Annotated in this window: 14 protein-coding genes; 7 read left to right on the forward strand and 7 right to left on the reverse strand. The window is 60.0% G+C overall.

Translation table 11 applies throughout. The annotated features are described in order from the left end of the window. Positions 1-27: 27 nt before the first annotated feature. Positions 28-2,898, reverse strand: coding sequence for an EAL domain-containing protein (locus tag ACYZTY_RS28380; RefSeq protein WP_461956383.1), 2,871 nt, complete (start codon positions 2,896-2,898; stop codon positions 28-30). Between the two features lie 258 nt (positions 2,899-3,156). Here ACYZTY_RS28380 and uvrD point away from each other — a divergent pair, with 258 nt between their 5' ends. The 3 genes from uvrD to ACYZTY_RS28395 all read left to right on the forward strand — a co-directional run bounded on the left by uvrD (position 3,157) and on the right by ACYZTY_RS28395 (position 7,057). Further along, a complete protein-coding gene (gene uvrD / locus ACYZTY_RS28385; RefSeq protein ID WP_131058983.1) occupies positions 3,157-5,340 on the forward strand; it encodes a DNA helicase II in 2,184 nt (727 codons plus the stop codon). 297 nt (positions 5,341-5,637) lie between these two features. Continuing rightward, complete coding sequence (locus ACYZTY_RS28390; protein WP_461956384.1) at positions 5,638-6,513, forward strand: Tim44 domain-containing protein; 876 nt, start codon at positions 5,638-5,640, stop codon at positions 6,511-6,513. Between the two features lie 136 nt (positions 6,514-6,649). Continuing rightward, positions 6,650-7,057, forward strand: a complete 408-nt coding sequence (locus tag ACYZTY_RS28395) for an SMI1/KNR4 family protein (RefSeq protein ID WP_007943369.1) — start codon at positions 6,650-6,652, stop codon at positions 7,055-7,057. Positions 7,058-7,216: 159 nt separating this feature from the next. Here ACYZTY_RS28395 and ACYZTY_RS28400 read toward each other — a convergent pair whose 3' ends face one another. Beyond that, complete coding sequence (locus ACYZTY_RS28400; RefSeq protein WP_461956385.1) at positions 7,217-8,980, reverse strand: cation:proton antiporter; 1,764 nt, start codon at positions 8,978-8,980, stop codon at positions 7,217-7,219. Between the two features lie 204 nt (positions 8,981-9,184). Here ACYZTY_RS28400 and ACYZTY_RS28405 point away from each other — a divergent pair, with 204 nt between their 5' ends. Continuing rightward, a complete protein-coding gene (locus ACYZTY_RS28405; RefSeq protein ID WP_131058986.1) occupies positions 9,185-9,667 on the forward strand; it encodes an acyl-CoA thioesterase in 483 nt (160 codons plus the stop codon). Positions 9,668-9,782: 115 nt separating this feature from the next. On the opposite strand, the gene pdxY is transcribed toward ACYZTY_RS28405, so the two are convergent. Next, entirely contained in the window at positions 9,783-10,655 is an 873-nt protein-coding gene (gene pdxY / locus ACYZTY_RS28410) for a pyridoxal kinase PdxY (protein ID WP_461956386.1), read from the reverse strand. Between the two features lie 120 nt (positions 10,656-10,775). Between pdxY and ACYZTY_RS28415 the strand changes: the two genes are divergently transcribed. Beyond that, positions 10,776-11,189 carry a DUF3301 domain-containing protein gene (locus tag ACYZTY_RS28415; protein WP_461956387.1) on the forward strand — a complete coding sequence of 138 codons (414 nt, stop codon included), beginning with the start codon at positions 10,776-10,778 and terminating at the stop codon, positions 11,187-11,189. On the opposite strand, the gene ACYZTY_RS28420 is transcribed toward ACYZTY_RS28415, so the two are convergent. Beyond that, on the reverse strand, positions 11,186-12,151 hold the full coding sequence (locus tag ACYZTY_RS28420; protein WP_461956388.1) for a CobW family GTP-binding protein: 966 nt from the start codon (positions 12,149-12,151) through the stop codon (positions 11,186-11,188). The genes ACYZTY_RS28415 and ACYZTY_RS28420 overlap by 4 nt on opposite strands. Positions 12,152-12,178: 27 nt before the next feature. Between ACYZTY_RS28420 and ACYZTY_RS28425 the strand changes: the two genes are divergently transcribed. Beyond that, positions 12,179-12,535: an NADH:ubiquinone oxidoreductase gene (locus tag ACYZTY_RS28425; protein ID WP_461956389.1), complete on the forward strand. Its 357-nt coding sequence runs from the start codon at positions 12,179-12,181 to the stop codon at positions 12,533-12,535. Here ACYZTY_RS28425 and ACYZTY_RS28430 read toward each other — a convergent pair. Then, entirely contained in the window at positions 12,532-13,182 is a 651-nt protein-coding gene (locus ACYZTY_RS28430; RefSeq protein WP_461956390.1) for a DUF1826 domain-containing protein, read from the reverse strand. The two genes, ACYZTY_RS28425 and ACYZTY_RS28430, sit on opposite strands and share 4 nt — an antisense overlap. Further along, entirely contained in the window at positions 13,182-14,390 is a 1,209-nt protein-coding gene (gene zigA, locus ACYZTY_RS28435; RefSeq protein WP_461956391.1) for a zinc metallochaperone GTPase ZigA, read from the reverse strand. Before zigA ends, ACYZTY_RS28430 begins: the two co-directional genes overlap by 1 nt. Positions 14,391-14,533: 143 nt before the next feature. Between zigA and ACYZTY_RS28440 the strand changes: the two genes are divergently transcribed. Beyond that, entirely contained in the window at positions 14,534-14,911 is a 378-nt protein-coding gene (locus tag ACYZTY_RS28440; protein ID WP_461956392.1) for a glutamine synthetase, read from the forward strand. On the opposite strand, the gene ACYZTY_RS28445 is transcribed toward ACYZTY_RS28440, so the two are convergent. Beyond that, the gene (locus ACYZTY_RS28445; RefSeq protein WP_461956393.1) at positions 14,908-16,104 is read right to left on the reverse strand and encodes an N-acetylmuramoyl-L-alanine amidase; all 1,197 of its coding nucleotides are present in this window, start codon (positions 16,102-16,104) and stop codon (positions 14,908-14,910) included. The genes ACYZTY_RS28440 and ACYZTY_RS28445 overlap by 4 nt on opposite strands. Positions 16,105-16,135: the final 31 nt, after the last annotated feature.

Below are 16,135 nucleotides of genomic sequence, written 5' to 3' on the forward strand. Positions count from 1 at the left end.
CTCTGCCTGCTGACTCAGCAAAGCATCTCATTTAGCATCTTGTTCTTTTAACAAGCAGCCTAAGTCATTTGCCTCGACCGGGCGACTGATTAGGTAACCCTGCACCTCGTCGCAGCCTTCAGCCTGCAAAAACTCAAGCTGTTCGGTTCGCTCCACACCCTCAGCCACCACTTTCAGCGACAAGCCGTGCGCCATGGCGATGATCGCCCGGGTGATCGCTGCGTCCTCGCTGCCCTGCCCCAGGCCGCGGATAAACGCCTGATCGATCTTCACGTAATCCACGGGAATGCGCTTGAGATAGCTCAGGGACGAATAGCCCGTACCGAAATCGTCGATCGCCAGCTTCACGCCCAGATCCCGCAACTGCTGGAAGGTCGCGATGATGTGCTCGACGCTGTCCAGCAATTGGCTTTCGGTGAGTTCGAGTTCCAGGTAGTGCGGCGCCAGACCGGTTTCTTCCAGCACCTGACGCACCAGACTGACGAGCTTGCCCTGGCGCAATTGATGCACCGACAAATTGACCGACACGCGAATCGGATCGAGCCCCTGGCGCTGCCATTCGCAAGCCTGCCAACAGGCTTGGCGCAACACGAACTCGCCAATCGGACCGATCAGCCCGGTTTCCTCGGCCAGACCGATAAAGTCCCCCGGCGGCACGCGCCCCATGGTCGGATGATCCCATCGCACCAGCGCTTCGGCAGCGTTCAGGCGTCCGGTGGCGAGGCAGAGTTTCGGTTGGTAATAGACTTGCAGCTGCTTTTCTTCGATGGCTTTGCGCAGCTGATTCTCAAGCTGCAATCGCTCAAGGGTGCTGGCTTGCAGGCTCTCGGTGTAGAACTGGAAGTTGTTGCCGCCCAAATGCTTGGCGTGTTGCATGGCAATGTTCGACTGGCTGACCAGCGCGGAAATTTCCCGCGCGGTGTCCGGCAGCATGCTGATGCCCATCGAGGCGCTGACCACCAGTTCGTGGCCATCGACGGTAATCGGCGAACGCAGCTTGGTCGACAAGCGGGTCGCCACTCGCGCAAGGCTCGACAGGTTGCCGTAGGCATCGAATATCACCGCAAATTCGTCACCGGAAAGCCGCGCGATGGTGTCCGCCTCTGGCAGCGCGTTGACCAGCCGCCGGGCCATTTTCTGCAGTAACTGGTCGGCAACTTCATGGCCAAGGCTGTCGTTGAGAAGCTTGAAACGATCCAGGTTGATATGCAGCAGTGCCAGGCTGCGGCGCCCGCCCTGACGCACTCGCTGATGTGCCTCACGCAGCCGTTCGCGAAACAGCGAACGGTTGGCCAGGCCAGTGAGCTCGTCGTAATGGGTCAGATAGCGCATACGCTCTTCAGATTCCCGTCGAGCGGACAGATCGGCGAAGAAGCCGACAATATGGCTCACATTTCCCCGAGCATCTCGAACAGCGTTCAGTTGCAGCCACTGAGGATAGAGCTCACCGTTCTTGCGGGTTTCCACCAGCTCGCCCTGCCAGGTACCGTGCTGTTCCAGCGCATGATGAATCGCGCCGTAGTGCCGACGCGCATCGCGGCTACACGGCAACTCGACGACGTTGCGCCCGATCATGTCCTCGATGTCGTAGCCAGTGACGCGGCTGAACGCCTGATTGACTGCGATCAGCGCGTAATTCGGGTCGAAAATCACAATGCCTTCGCTGGCCGCCTCGAACACCGTCGCTGCCAGTTGGCGCTGTTCTTCCTGGCCCTTGCTCGCGCTGATGTCGCGACGGGTGCCGACCATGCGAATGACCCGACCATTTGCGCTGCGCTCGACCGCCCGTCCACGGTCCTCGATCCAGACCCAGTGACCGTCGCCATGCCGCACACGGTATTCGATCTGGTAATCCTCGCTCCGGCCTTTCAAATGCTCGACCAGGGCACGGCGCAGCGACGGCAGATCTTCGGGGTGAAGCCGCGGCTTGAGGTGGCTGAGCATCGCGGTCACGAATTCCGGTTCCAGGCCGAACAACTCCTGAAGCTGGGTGTGGTGGACTTCGTCGGTTTGCAGGTTCCAGTCCCACAGCCCGAGCTCACTGGCCTTCAACGCCAGCGCCAACCGTGCTTCGCTCTTGCTCAGGGCCTGGTTGGCCGCGTCCAGTTCAAGGCTGCGTTGGGCGACACGGTTTTCCAGCTCGACCTGGGCTTCACGCAGTTTGCCTTCGGCGCACCGGCGGTGATCAATTTCTTTGGCCAACTCGTGATTGAGTTGGTCGCCGCAGCTCTGCGCCTGCTGCAAGTGTTCGATCAGGGCCTGATTCTGAAAGCGCCGCAGCAAGCCGCTGTCGATCAGCCGATTGACCTGCCAGGCCACCACGCTCAACGCCCCGAGTAAAATCAGCCCAAACCAGCCCCACCCCCGGCCTTGTTCATCGCCACCCCAGAATAGATAGGCGATGGCCGGCAACAGGCAGGGCAAGGTAAAGGACAGAAACGCTGGAAGACTGACCGCGTACGCGACGCTGGCCGACAGGGCGGCAGCGCCGATCAGGCCAAACACCCAGGCTTGTTGTATGAAATTGTCAGCGGGCACCAAGGCGATGCCGGCACCGGCCAGGGTCAGGCCAGTCATGGCGGAGCCCAGCAGGAACATGCGACGCCAGACCGGATGGGCCTGGCGGTCAGGAATGGCCGAATCGAAGGCTGCGACTTGAATCACCCGCAAGGCCACCAGCGACAACAGCCAGATTAGCCAGACGCTGACGAGGAAGTAGCGCTGCGGACTCCAGAGCAGTCCGGCGCAGACCAGACCGTTGGTCAGCATGAACAGCGTAGGCAGCAGCGAACCCTGGTAGAGCAGACGCGTGCGCTCGACCGCCATTTCCATGGCGTACTGTTTGCGGATAACCCGAGGCTCCACAGAGGGGCCCGACAGGTCAGAGCTGAGGGTCATAGGCAATGTTCTTGTTCTTATAATGATGAGCATGAGCCCGAAACGTGGACGGAGCATACACAAGCCAATGCCCTTACCAAACTGCCCCAGATCATAAATTCGACAAAATTTCCGGCCCCCGCCGCCCCCTGAAAACCCTTCGAGCGAGCCCCGCCAACGCTTGCAGCCAGTGACCGACCGGTCGTCATTCGTGCTTCTTTCATCGGCTAATGCAAAGCTCGGTTTGCCCGGTGTGACGGCGCACCCTAGAATGCCCCGATGCGCGATGATCTCTCCCTTCTGCTGAACTCCCTCAACGATGCCCAACGCCAGGCCGTAGCTGCCTCCGTGGGTCGTCAGTTGGTCCTGGCCGGTGCTGGTTCCGGTAAAACCCGAGTGCTGGTGCACCGTATCGCCTGGTTGATCCAGGTCGAGAACGCTTCGCCCCACTCGATCCTGTCGGTGACCTTCACCAATAAGGCTGCTGCCGAGATGCGTCATCGCATCGAGCAGCTGATGGGTCTCAACCCGGCCGGCATGTGGGTCGGCACCTTCCACGGCCTGGCGCACCGCTTGTTGCGGGCGCACTGGCAGGAAGCCGGCCTGAGCCAGACCTTCCAGATTCTCGACAGCGACGACCAGCAGCGGCTGGTCAAGCGAGTAATCCGCGAGCTGGGGCTGGACGAGCAACGCTGGCCCGCCCGTCAGGCCCAGTGGTTTATCAACGGGCAAAAAGACGAAGGTCTGCGTCCGCAACACATTCAAGCCAGCGGCGACCTGTTCCTGGCGACCATGCGCAGCATTTATGAGGCCTACGAGGCCGCTTGCCTACGCGCCGGCGTTATCGACTTCTCCGAACTGCTGCTGCGTGCCCTGGACCTGTGGCGCGATCACCCGGGTCTGCTGGCCCACTATCAGAAGCGCTTCCGGCACATTCTGGTGGACGAGTTCCAGGACACAAACGCCGTGCAGTACGCTTGGTTGCGTCTGCTGGCCAAGGGCGGCGACAGCCTGATGGTGGTGGGCGACGACGACCAGTCGATCTACGGCTGGCGCGGCGCGAAAATCGAGAACATCTATCAGTACTCCGACGACTTCCCGGACGCCGAGACTATTCGTCTGGAGCAGAACTATCGCTCCACCGCCGGTATTCTCAAGGCTGCCAACGCCCTGATCGCCAATAACACCGGACGCATGGGCAAAGAGCTCTGGACCGATGGTGGCGAAGGCGAAGCGATCAACCTGTACGCCGCGTTCAACGAACACGATGAAGCACGCTACGTGGTGGAAACCATCGAAAGCGCGCTGAAAACCGGCTTGGCCCGCAGCGATATCGCGATTTTGTACCGCTCCAACGCCCAATCGCGCGTTTTGGAAGAAGCCTTGCTGCGCGAGCGCATTCCGTATCGCATCTATGGCGGTCAGCGCTTCTTCGAACGGGCAGAAATCAAGAACGCCATGGCGTATCTGCGTTTGCTGGAAGGTCGCGGCAACGATGCGGCGCTGGAGCGGGTGATCAACGTTCCGGCCCGTGGCATCGGCGAGAAAACCGTTGAAGCGATTCGCGACCATGCGCGCCACAGTGATGTATCGATGTGGGAAGCCATGCGCCTGCTGGTCGCCAATAAAGGCCTGACCGGTCGCGCAGCTGGCGCACTTGGCGCGTTTATCGAGCTGATCGAGAACCTCGCCGCCAAGTGCATGGAAATGCCGCTGCATCTCATGACCCAGACAGTTATCGAACAGTCGGGGCTGATCGCCTACCACGAAGCGGAAAAAGGCGAGAAAGGCCAGGCCCGGGTAGAAAACCTTGAGGAACTGGTCAGCGCCGCGCGCAACTTCGAAAACGCTGAAGAAGACGAAGACCTGACGCCATTGGCGGCGTTCCTCGGTCATGCGTCGCTGGAGGCCGGGGATACTCAGGCCGACGAGCACGAAGACAGCATTCAGCTGATGACCTTGCACAGCGCCAAGGGCCTGGAATTCCCTTACGTGTTCCTCGTGGGCATGGAAGAAGGCCTGTTCCCGCACAAGATGAGCCTCGAAGAGCCGGGGCGTCTTGAAGAAGAGCGCCGTTTGGCCTACGTCGGCATCACCCGGGCCATGCAGAACCTGGTGATGACCTACGCTGAAACAAGACGTCTATATGGCAGCGAGACCTACAACAAGGTGTCGCGTTTCGTACGTGAAGTGCCGAAAGGCCTGATCCAGGAAGTGCGGCTGTCCAACAGCGTCAGCCGTCCGTTCGGCGGTGGTCAGCAGCAAAGTTCCAGCAGCCTGTTTGGCGGCAGCGAGATTCCGGACACCGGGTTCAGCCTGGGCCAAGCCGTGCGGCATTCGGTGTTTGGCGACGGCGTGATCCTGAACTTCGAAGGCGCCGGTGCTCAGGCCCGGGTCCAGGTGAACTTCGGCGAAGGCAGCAAGTGGCTGATGCTCGGTTACGCCAAGCTGGAAGCGATCTAAGAACTGCCCGCTTTTATGTGGGAGTGAGCCTGCTCGCGATGAACGATAACGCGGTCATTTAGATGAACCGCGCTCTCCCCATCGCGAGCAGGCTCGCACACAGGGGTCGTCCGACCGGACACCCTTCCTACAGAACTTATCCACTCGTCTTACAGACCAAAGTTAACAGGCCTTATTGCGCTGACTGAAGCTGAACGCAACCTGTCAGGCAAAAGCCCGAAACACTCTGCCGCTAGCCAGTAACACTTCAGCTGTGCAACATGGCGCGCGTGCCTTCCACAAATGGGAATTCCCTTTATGAAACGTTTTCTTAGCATCGCCATGGCGTTGTGCATTGGCCTGACGATGAGCCTCGACGCCAATGCCGCCAAGCGCTTTGGTGGCGGCAAGAGCTCCGGCGCTGCGCCGACTCACCAGACCAGCCAAATGGCTCCTTCTTCTGCCGCGGGTGGTGCTGCCGCCACTGCGGGCGCGGCCGGTGCCGCTGGCGCTGCCGCCAAGGCCGGCGGTGCTTCACGCTGGCTCGGCCCTCTGGCCGGCATCGCCGCCGGTGGCCTGCTGGCCTCCATGTTCATGGGCGGCGGCTTCCAGGGCATGCAGATCTTCGACATCCTGATCATGGCGGTCATCGCCTTTCTGGTCTTCCGCTTCATCGCCGCTCGTCGCCGCAAGCAGCAGGAGCATATGGCTCCAGCCGGCGCGCCGATGCAGCGTGAAGTGTTCGAGCAGAAGCCAGCAGCCATGGGTTCGATCTTCGGCGGTTCGGCAGCACCTGCTGCCGCTCGTCCGGTGATCAACGCTCCGGCCTGGTTCAATGAACAGAACTTCGTTGAAGCGGCCCGCAACCACTTCCAGTCCCTGCAGCAACACTGGGACGCCAACGAAATGGACAAGATCTCCGAGTTCGTGACCCCGCAACTGCTGGAGTTCCTCAAGCGCGAACGTGCCGACCTGGGCGAAGCTTTCCAGTCCACTTACATTGATAACCTCAATGTTCAACTGGACGGCGTGGATGATCGTGCCGACAAGACCATCGCCACCCTGACCTTCAGCGGTGTGTCGAAGACTTCGCGTTTCGACCAGGGCGAAGTGTTCAGCGAAAGCTGGAACATGGAACGTCCGCAGGGCGAAAACCAGCCTTGGCTGGTAGCCGGTATCCGCCAGAACGGCTGATCCCCTCTGCGCTACGCATGCTGTAATGAAAACCCCGGCCTAGCCGGGGTTTTTCTATTTCGCAGTTGCATCTATAGCGAGCTACTGTATAAACCGCCCCAACTAAACCGCGCCATCAAGCAAGAGGATCCCGGACGTGGAAGAAATCATCGAACAACTGCGTGAAGCCAACGAACCGGTACCGGTCCCCTTGGAGTTGCCTGACGAAGACCAGATCGTGGAAATCGAGGAACAACTGTTCATCGACATTCCCTTCGTCTTCAGAGAGTTTTTGCTGACCGTCAGTGACGTGGTCTACGGCAGCCTGGAGCCGGTGACCGTCACCGACCCGCAATCTCACACCTACCTGCCGGACGTTGCTGCCAACGCCTGGGACGCGGGCGTCGACCGCAGCATGATCCCGATCTGCCAGGATGGTGACGACTACTACCTCGTCGAAGAAGACGGCACCGTGGTGCTGTGGCAGGCCGAAGAAGAACTGATTGCCGAAGAAACCTGGGAATCGGTGTGGCACTGGGCGCGGGACGTCTGGCTGGAAAGCTGATCGGGCTTGACGCCGACTTTGTAGCAGCTGGCGTAGCCTGCGTCCGGCTGCGCAGCAGTCGTAAATGCTCGACTCGGTTAGCCTGAAACACTTCATTGCTTTATTTTGCGACTGCTGCGCAGCCGGACGCAGGCTACGCCAGCTGCTACAGGTCCAATTTCAATGCCCGGACGTTTCCTTATGGTTGTCCAGCGTTTCGAGCAAGGCAACCTGCATCCGCGTGTGCACACGGATGAACCAGCGCCAGAGCAACGCCGCCACAGCGGCCGCTACCACGGTTATCAGTACCAGCAACTTGTTGGTCGGCAAAATACTGGCCGACAAGGCTGCCAGCAGCAGGAAGATCACCAGCAGCGAGAGAATCGGGATCACTTCGGCGATCACCCGGCGCACTCGCTGCGTGTGGCGCCCCGCCATCTCCGGCTTCACGCCCATCTCCGCCAACAGCATCGACAGCGCCTTGAGCTTGCGATAGGCGGCGATCAGGAACGGCAGCGACAACAGCAACGCCCCACCCCAGATCAACGCTTTCTGCCAGCTCGGATCGCTGATCCAGTCTTGCAGGTAAGCGGACATGCGTTCGGCGAAGAACGCGCCCGAAAAGAAAATCGCAATCACCAGCGCCAGATTGACCCCGACCTGCAACAGGATCCGCCGGATCATCGACGCCAGTAACGCGCCCTCGCCCTGAGGCTGGATGCTGCGCAGCCACTCACCGTACATCCCCAATACCCGACCCAGTCGCTTCGGCATCACTGCGGCAAGTTTGATCGACAGCGGATCCGCCGCGCGGATCAGATAAGGCGTCAGCAACGTGGTAATCACCGAGACCGCCACGGCGACCGGGTAGAGGAAGTTGCTGGTGACCTGCAGCGTCATGCCCAACGCAGCGATGATGAAGGAGAATTCGCCGATCTGCGAAAGCCCCATCCCCACACGCAGTGAGGTGCGTCCGTCATTGCCGGCGATAAAAGCCCCGAGGCCGCAGGAAAGCATTTTGCCGAGTACAACGGCCACGGTGATCACCGCGATCGGCCAGGCGTATTGCAGCAGGATCATTGGATCGAGCATCAAGCCGATGGCGACGAAGAAGATTGCACTGAACAGGTCACGAACCGGCTCGATCAGGCGCTCGATCTTCAGCAATTGCCGCGACTCGGCCATGATCGCCCCGATCAGGAACGCGCCCAGGACCATGCTGTATTCAAGTTTGACCACCAGCAGGCAGAAGCCAAAACACAGGCCCAGCACGGTGATCAGCAGCATTTCGTTGCTCTCGAACTTCGCCACGTAGGCCAGTAATCGCGGCACCAGCAAGATGCCAATGACCAGCGCGACGATCATGAACAGCGAGAGCTTGCCCACCGTGGAAAACACTTCACCGGAACTGACGGTGCCGCTGACTGCGATGCTCGACAGCAAGGCAATGATGCCGATACCGAGGATGTCCTCGACAATGAGTACACCGAAGATCAGCTGGGCAAAGCGCTCGTTCTTCATCTTCAGGTCGTTGAGCGCCTTGACGATGATGGTGGTCGAAGAAATCGCCAGGATAGCGCCGAGGAACAATGAATCCATGGTGTTCCAGTCGAACCATTGGCCGATTTCGTAGCCGATCCAGATCATCAGCACGATTTCCAGGAACGCCGCGATGAAGGCCGTGGCGCCGACCTTGAAGAGCTTGCGCAGGCTGAACTCGAGGCCCAGGCAGAACATCAGGAAAATCACCCCGAGTTCTGCGAGGGTCTTGATGGTTCGTTCGTCGTGGATCAGGGCGAATGGCGGCGTGTGCGGGCCAATAATGAAGCCCGCGACGATATAACCCAGCACTACCGGCTGTTTGAAGCGGTGGAACAGCACCGTCACCACACCTGCGACCAGCATGATCACCGCCAGGTCCTGAATAAAACTGATGGCATGCATGGTGTGGGGCTCCTTAAGGTGGACTTTCGGAGGTTAACACCGCGACTTCCGCCAGAAAGGCGGTGCAATATATGGAAACAGATCGATCCGGCGTGACGGCGACCACCCGCCCGGCGTCCCGATAACGGTGGTTTGTAAAAAACCGACCAGGCACCCGCAGAGGTGCCGCCCTTCCGACATTCTGCCTTGACCCGTGAGAACGCTATGGAACCCGGAAACGCCCAGCTGTCGATGACGGTATTGATGACCCCCGACATGGCCAACTTCTCTGGCAATGTTCACGGCGGTACCCTGCTCAAATACCTCGACGAAGTGGCCTACGCCTGCGCCAGCCGGTACGCCGGCCGCTACGTGGTGACCTTGTCGGTGGACCAGGTGATTTTCCGCGAGCCGATCCATGTCGGCGAGCTGGTGACCTTCCTGGCCTCGGTCAACTACACCGGCAACACCTCCATGGAGGTGGGCATCAAGGTGGTGACCGAGAACATCCGCGAGCGCTCGGTGCGCCACACCAACAGCTGCTTCTTCACCATGGTGGCGGTGGATGACGCCCGCAAACCGGCTGCCGTACCGCCGCTGCAACCGCAGAACAGCGAAGACAAGCGCCGCTTCATCCAGGCCCAGCAACGTCGGCAGATTCGTCAGGAACTGGAAAAGCGGTATCAGGAAATCAAGGGTGATGCCTGACGTGTTCGGGCTCTAGATCGCTTTCGCGGGCAAGCCTCGCTCCTACAGGTCCCAGTCGTTCGCATATCTTGTGTCCGACTGGGACCTGTAGGAGCGAGGCTTGCCCGCGAAGCTTTTAAAGACTGATCGCAGTCGCTTCGAACTTCACCCGCGGATGCGCAATCCGGTCCTGAGCCCGCACCAGCTCCAGCTCATAGCTGGCGCACGCCTGGGTTTCCAGCAGCACTTCATGCACCGCCGCCGCCGTGAACTCGAAGGCCGCCAGCAGGCTGTCGCCCAACAGCACGCGCGCCAGAAACAGCCCCGACGTCAGGTCGCCAACGCCCACCGGCTGACGCGGAAACGCCAGCAGCGGCCGACGCAAGTGCCAGCTGCCTTCAGCCGTGACCAGCAACATCTCGAAGCCATCCGCCGGCTTGCCGGGATAGGCCAGATGCTTGACCAATACCGCCTTCGGCCCGCGAGCCAGCAGAGCCCGGGCCATCGCCAGACAATCGAACAACGACTGCGGCTTGCGCCCCGAGAAGCTGTCCAGCTCCAGTTGGTTCGGACACATGAAGTCCGCCACCGAGGCCGCCTCTTCCAGCAGGAAATCGCTGACTTCGGCCGGTACGCTGCAACCCTTCTCCGGATGGCCCATCACCGGGTCGCACAAGTACAGCGCCTTGGGGTTCATCGACTTGATCCGCGCCACGCCGGTCAGGATCGCCCGGCCCTGGGCCGCACTGCCGAGGTAACCGGACAGCACTGCATCGCAGTTGCCCAGCTCGCCTATCGCCGCGATCCCTTCGACCAACTCGGGAATCTGGTGCGGAGCCAGCACTTCGCCGGTCCACTGGCCGTACTGCGTATGGTTGGAGAACTGCACGGTGTTGAGCGGCCAGACATTCACCCCGACCCGCTGCATCGGGAAAACCGCGGCGCTGTTGCCAGCGTGGCCGAACACCACGTGGGACTGAATGGCGAGCAGATGGGGCGTACGTTTCATGCGGTGTGTTTTCCGTCAAACGATTGAAATTCGAGCCGCGCAGTATGCGACTAAACACGGCCTGTACGACAGACCGGCGACACAGTTAAGCTGGCACTATCTTGTTGGAGCAACCTGTTGATGCTGACCCTCGGAAATATCTTCGTGCTGATGCTGCTCGCCACGGGCGGCGCGTGGCTGTGGCACAACCACGGCTTGCGCGAACGCGCTCTGGAACGGGTCAAGCTGCATTGCACCAAGCTCGGGATCGAGTTGCTGGATGGCAACGTGGCGTTGAAAAAGATCGCGTTCATCAAAGACGCCAACGACCGGCGGCGCTTGGCCCGTGTGTATAACTTCGAGTTCACCGTGACTGGCGAAACCCGGCACAACGGTACCATCACCCAGTTCGGCGCCCACAGTGCGCAGATCGAACTGGCGCCCTACCCGATGCCGTTCGACGACGAGCCGGTGGTGGTCGATGTCGCGAAACCCCGTGCAGAGGTGATCGAATTGAGTCAGTGGCGGCAGGAACACACCAAGTGGCGTCCTTAACCCGACCGACAGTCGGCCAACGCTCTTTGTAGGGAATCAACATCCTGCGGTTCACTGAAAATCAGCTCGATCCGCGAATCCTGGCGCCACTCGCTGGGCCGCCATTCCAGTTCCGAGTTATCCAGTGCATTCGCCGACACCCAACCGTCGATGTTGTGGATAACCAGCTTCGCTCGCCGCCAGGCAATGCTTTCAAGCCACTGACCAACGCGTACCACATCGAAGGTCTGAGTCGGATGCCAACGCCAGCCGATGCTCCAGCCCCCCTCCTGTGCCTGGCTCAAGCAAATCGGCAGCGAAGGATCGGTCCAGATGGCCGGCATCTGCGCCAATCCCTTGGGCACGATGAAGTTATCCACACCCGCCACCGCCTGAGCGCCAAGCCCCGGTAATTTGCTCAGCGGCAGGAGCGCTTGCTGCGTCCAGTAAAGAGGACGAGAAGGCAGTTGCGCGGCGATTCGCTGGCGATCATTGACGTCGAAGCCTTCCGCCTTGTTCAGCACCAACAAACCTGCGCTGCTCAACGCCTCCTGTTGCGCCTCCGGCAATGGTTTGCCAGTGGCGAGCGCCTGGGCATCCAACACCAGCACACAAGGCTGTACCGCCAGTACACCTTGCCATGGCGCCTCACTCAATTGCCTGAGCAACTGCGCCGGATGCCCCAGCCCTGAGGGTTCGATGAACAGCCGATCCGGCCGCGCCTTGCGCAGCAACCGCCCGAGGCCGATCTGAAACGGCGCACCGTTCACGCAACACAAACAGCCCCCGGCCACTTCCCCCAGTGCGATACCATCGGCGTCTTGGGTCAGCAGCGCGGCATCGAGGCCGATCTGGCCAAACTCGTTGATCAGCACCGCCCAGCGTTCGTTCGCTGGCCGTTGAGCCAGCAGGTGCTTGATCAAACTGGTCTTGCCCGCGCCCAATGGGCCGGCAATGACGTGAGTGGGAATGTTCTGCAACATGGTCGAAGTTTTCTGAGGAGGTAAAGGATGCGGTTGATTGGCTGGACGTTGCTCTTGGCGCTCGTTTCCGGCGAGGCGCTGGCTCAGGCTTGCGTGGTACATAGCACGGCCGAGAGACTCGACGTGAAAGTCTGCCAGCAGAACCGCAACATCCCGGAAAAGCTCTTCGCCGACGGCTTCTGCCAACCGAACCTTCCTGGGCAGAACGTCGAGGTGCAATACGTCGACCAATGCCCCACCGGCGCGTTCGGTGTGTGCAGCAACGCCCAAGTCGCCAATATGCCTTACCGCCAGGATATTCACTATTACGGCGTGGCGACCGATGCAGCGTATCTGAAGCCGTTTTGCGAAGGCCAGAGTCAAGGCAACTGGTTCAAGCCTTAACCCAGCCAATCCAGGGTAAGAATCAAACGGCGTTCGCCCGGCGCGGGTTGTGGCGAACGGTGGATCAGGCCGAAACCTTCGTTGCCGTGCCATTTTTCGCCTTTTAGCAGTGCCACTTCGCCGCTGGCGATATCCTCGATCAGCGAATCTTCTGTGGGTTCGACCTCAGACTTGCCCAGTTGCCGGCGATCCATCACCCCTTCTTTCAGCCACTGACTGCCGATGCCGGAATACGTAGTGATCAACCGTACCGGCACGTGATCGACGTGAAAGCGTGGGCACATTGCCTTGTCCAGAACCCGCACACGCAGGCCGATGCGCTTGGCGCCCAACAAACAGGCGAAGGCGCTGACCAGCCAGGACACGTCTGCAATGAAACCCGCATACCCTTCAAGATCGCTGAATCCTGAGGCCAATCCCTGCAGATTGGGTTCGGCTTCATCGCTGGACAACTCCAGGACCAGAGACTCGGCCAGCGGTTCGTTCAGGGACAGCAGCAAGCGCCCGAAATCATCAATGTGCGCAGGGAGTTTGCGCCGCCAGACGGCGAGGTTCACCCCGTCATCAAGGATTCGGGTCAGGGTTTGCGGCATGTCACCTAGAACCTGATGAACGATCTGCTGCCACTTCAGACTGGGCGCCAACATCAGGCAGCGACCTCTTCGTGCCAAGGACCGAACGGATCTGACAACAGGCGCCAGCCCTCGGCACCCAACGCCATTTCATCATCGGTCAGCAGGCAATTGTCGAGTTCGGCGGTGAGTTGCGCAAAGTCGATGTTCTGCCCGATGAACACCAATTCCTGGCGGCAATCTCCGGTAGCAGCGGTCCAGTTGTCCATGATTCCGGCCGTGCTTTCTTCGTCCTGTGGCCACTGGTTTCTCGGCACGAAACGCCACCAGCGCCCGGCGAAACCGTGGCGCATCAGGCCGCCAGCCTGGGACCAACTGCCGGCGTCCATGTGCTTGCTGGCCAGCCAGAAGAAACCTTTTGAACGTAGCAGTTTGCCGTTCACCCACGGCCGATCGATGAAGCTGAAAAAGCGCTGTGGATGAAACGGTCGGCGGGCCCGGTAGGCCGTCGAGGCAATGCCGTACTCCTCGGTTTCCGGCACGTGTTTTCCGCGTAATTCCTGCAACCAGCCTGGTGCCTGAGCAGCTTTCTCAAAGTCAAAACGGCCGGTATTGAGGATTTTCGCCAAGGGGATTTCGCCCATGACCATCGGAATGATTTCTGCCTGAGCGTTCAGGCGTTCAAGGATCGCGATCAGCTCCTGGCGCTCGCGGCTGCTGATCAAATCAATCTTGCTGATGAGGATCACGTCGGCAAATTCGATCTGCTCGATCAACAGGTCGGTTATCGAACGCTCGTCCTCCTCGCCCAATGTTTCACCACGGGAAGCGAGGCTTTCGGCGGCCTGATAATCGAGGAGGAAGTTCATGCCGTCGACCACCGTGACCATGGTGTCGAGCCGCGCGATGTCGGCCAGGCTCTGCCCTTCTTCATCACGGAAGGTGAAGGTTTCCGCCACCGGCAATGGTTCGGAGATGCCGGTGGATTCGATCAAAAGGTAATCGAAACGCCCGTCCCTGGCGAGTTTGCTGACTTCTTCGAGCAAGTCTTCGCGCAAGGTGCAGCAAATGCAGCCATTGCTCATCTCCACGAGTTTTTCTTCAGCGCGGTTCAAGCTGACATCGCGCTGGACTTCGCTGCCATCGATGTTGATCTCGCTCATATCGTTGACGATTACGGCGACTCGCAGATTCTCGCGGTTACGCAGCACGTAGTTGAGCAACGTGCTTTTACCGGCGCCGAGAAAGCCCGACAGGACGGTCACGGGGAGACGATTGGGCATCAGGAATTCCTCACAGAGATGCCCGATCGCAGTGCCGGGCTGATTTCAATGTTATAGTATAACGATGCAATCAAGCCAGCCCGCTCTTGCCCACAACAGCAAAGGGCACGATGCTGAACCCCGTCCGGCCCGAGAGAAATCCCATGCGTATTGCCCTGAAATCAGCGCTGATAAGCTTTTCGCTGTTGCTCGCCGTAAACGCCTGGGCGCAAATCCCAACCCTGGCCAAATGCACCCGAAGCGCCAATCTGCTCGCCTGCGTGGATGCCGACGGCAACGCCTATAGCGTCAACACCGTCGGCAGCACGATTTATTTGCGCGGCTTCGAAATGACGGGCAAACGCTATTGGGCACAGACCAACAGCCGCTACGGACAACTCACCTTCTTCACCGGTATCGCCTCCGACGGTGAAGCCTGGGTTGGTTACAACCGTCGGGTTGGCTGGACCACCATCAACCGCTTCTCCAGTTCCGGCGGCAGCAGCGCCAAATTCACCTGCAGCCGGATTGCCGGCTGCTAGGCCTGCGCTTTTTTCTGCTGCTGTTGCCAGGCGATGTAACTGTTGAGCGGCGGATTCTTCTGAAAATAGCGCTGCAATCCGTCGAATAATCCGTCAGCCACAGCCTGCTGATGGCGCGCGGTCACCAGTCGCTGGCTGTCGCGGGCGTTGGACATGAAGCCGGTTTCCACCAGGATCGACGGCACATCCGGCGACTTCAGTACTGCGAATCCCGCTTGTTCCACGCGTTTTTGATGCAGCGTTGTGATGCTCGCCAAACTGCCGAGGACGGTGCTGCCCAACTGCAAGCTCGCGGCGATGGTGGCGTTCATCGACATGTCGAGAATCACCCCGGCGAGCATCGGATCCTTATCCTTGAGGTTGAGCAAACTGGTGGCGCCCAACAGGTCCGCGCCGTTTTCCCGTTGCGCCATGAAACGCGCCGTGGCCGAGGTGGCGCCGCCTTCAGACAAGCAATACACCGACGCGCCTGAAGCGGTGAGACGCGGCGCAGCGTCCGCATGCACGGAGATGAACATATCCGCATTGTGCTTGCGGGCAATCTCGACACGTTTGCGCAGCGGAACGAAGAAGTCGTCGTTGCGCACCAGTTTCACGTCGTAGCCTTTCTCGCGTTTCAGCCGCTTGGCCAATAACTGAGCAATGGCCAGGACGACGTCTTTCTCTCGCTCCCCTTTGGCGCCCACCGCGCCTGGGTCTTTGCCGCCATGACCAGGGTCGACCACCACAATGATGTCCCGCTTGGGGTGAGCCTTGTCGACGCTCGCCTGGGGCGCCACTGCGATGTGCATAGGCGCCGCCGACTTCAGATCGAGCACCAGCCGATCGCCTTGGCCATCCTGTGGCGGCAGGAGAAAGCTGTTGAGCTGCACCGGGGCGCTGAGGTCGAGGACGATCCGCGTATCGCCTTGGCCAAAATGCCCGGAGCGGATCGACCGAATGAACGTATTGCCAAGCGCCAGCTGACTGAAATCACCGCTGAGGGTGGCACCACTCAGATCGATGATCAGTCGTTCGGGAGCGCTCAGTGAAAAGGTCTTGTACTGCACCGGCCCGCTCAAATCGAACACCAGACGTAGCTTGTCATCCGAACGCCAGAGCCGCGCGTTGCGAATCTGCGTGGCCGAAACACCGAAGGGTAAAGCGAAGGCTGCGCTGGCCAGCATCCAGTTGAGCAAGTGACGTCTGTGCATTTTGAAAGCCGCTCGTGAAAAAGGCGTAGTC

Source organism: Pseudomonas sp. LB1P83 (assembly GCF_054897885.1).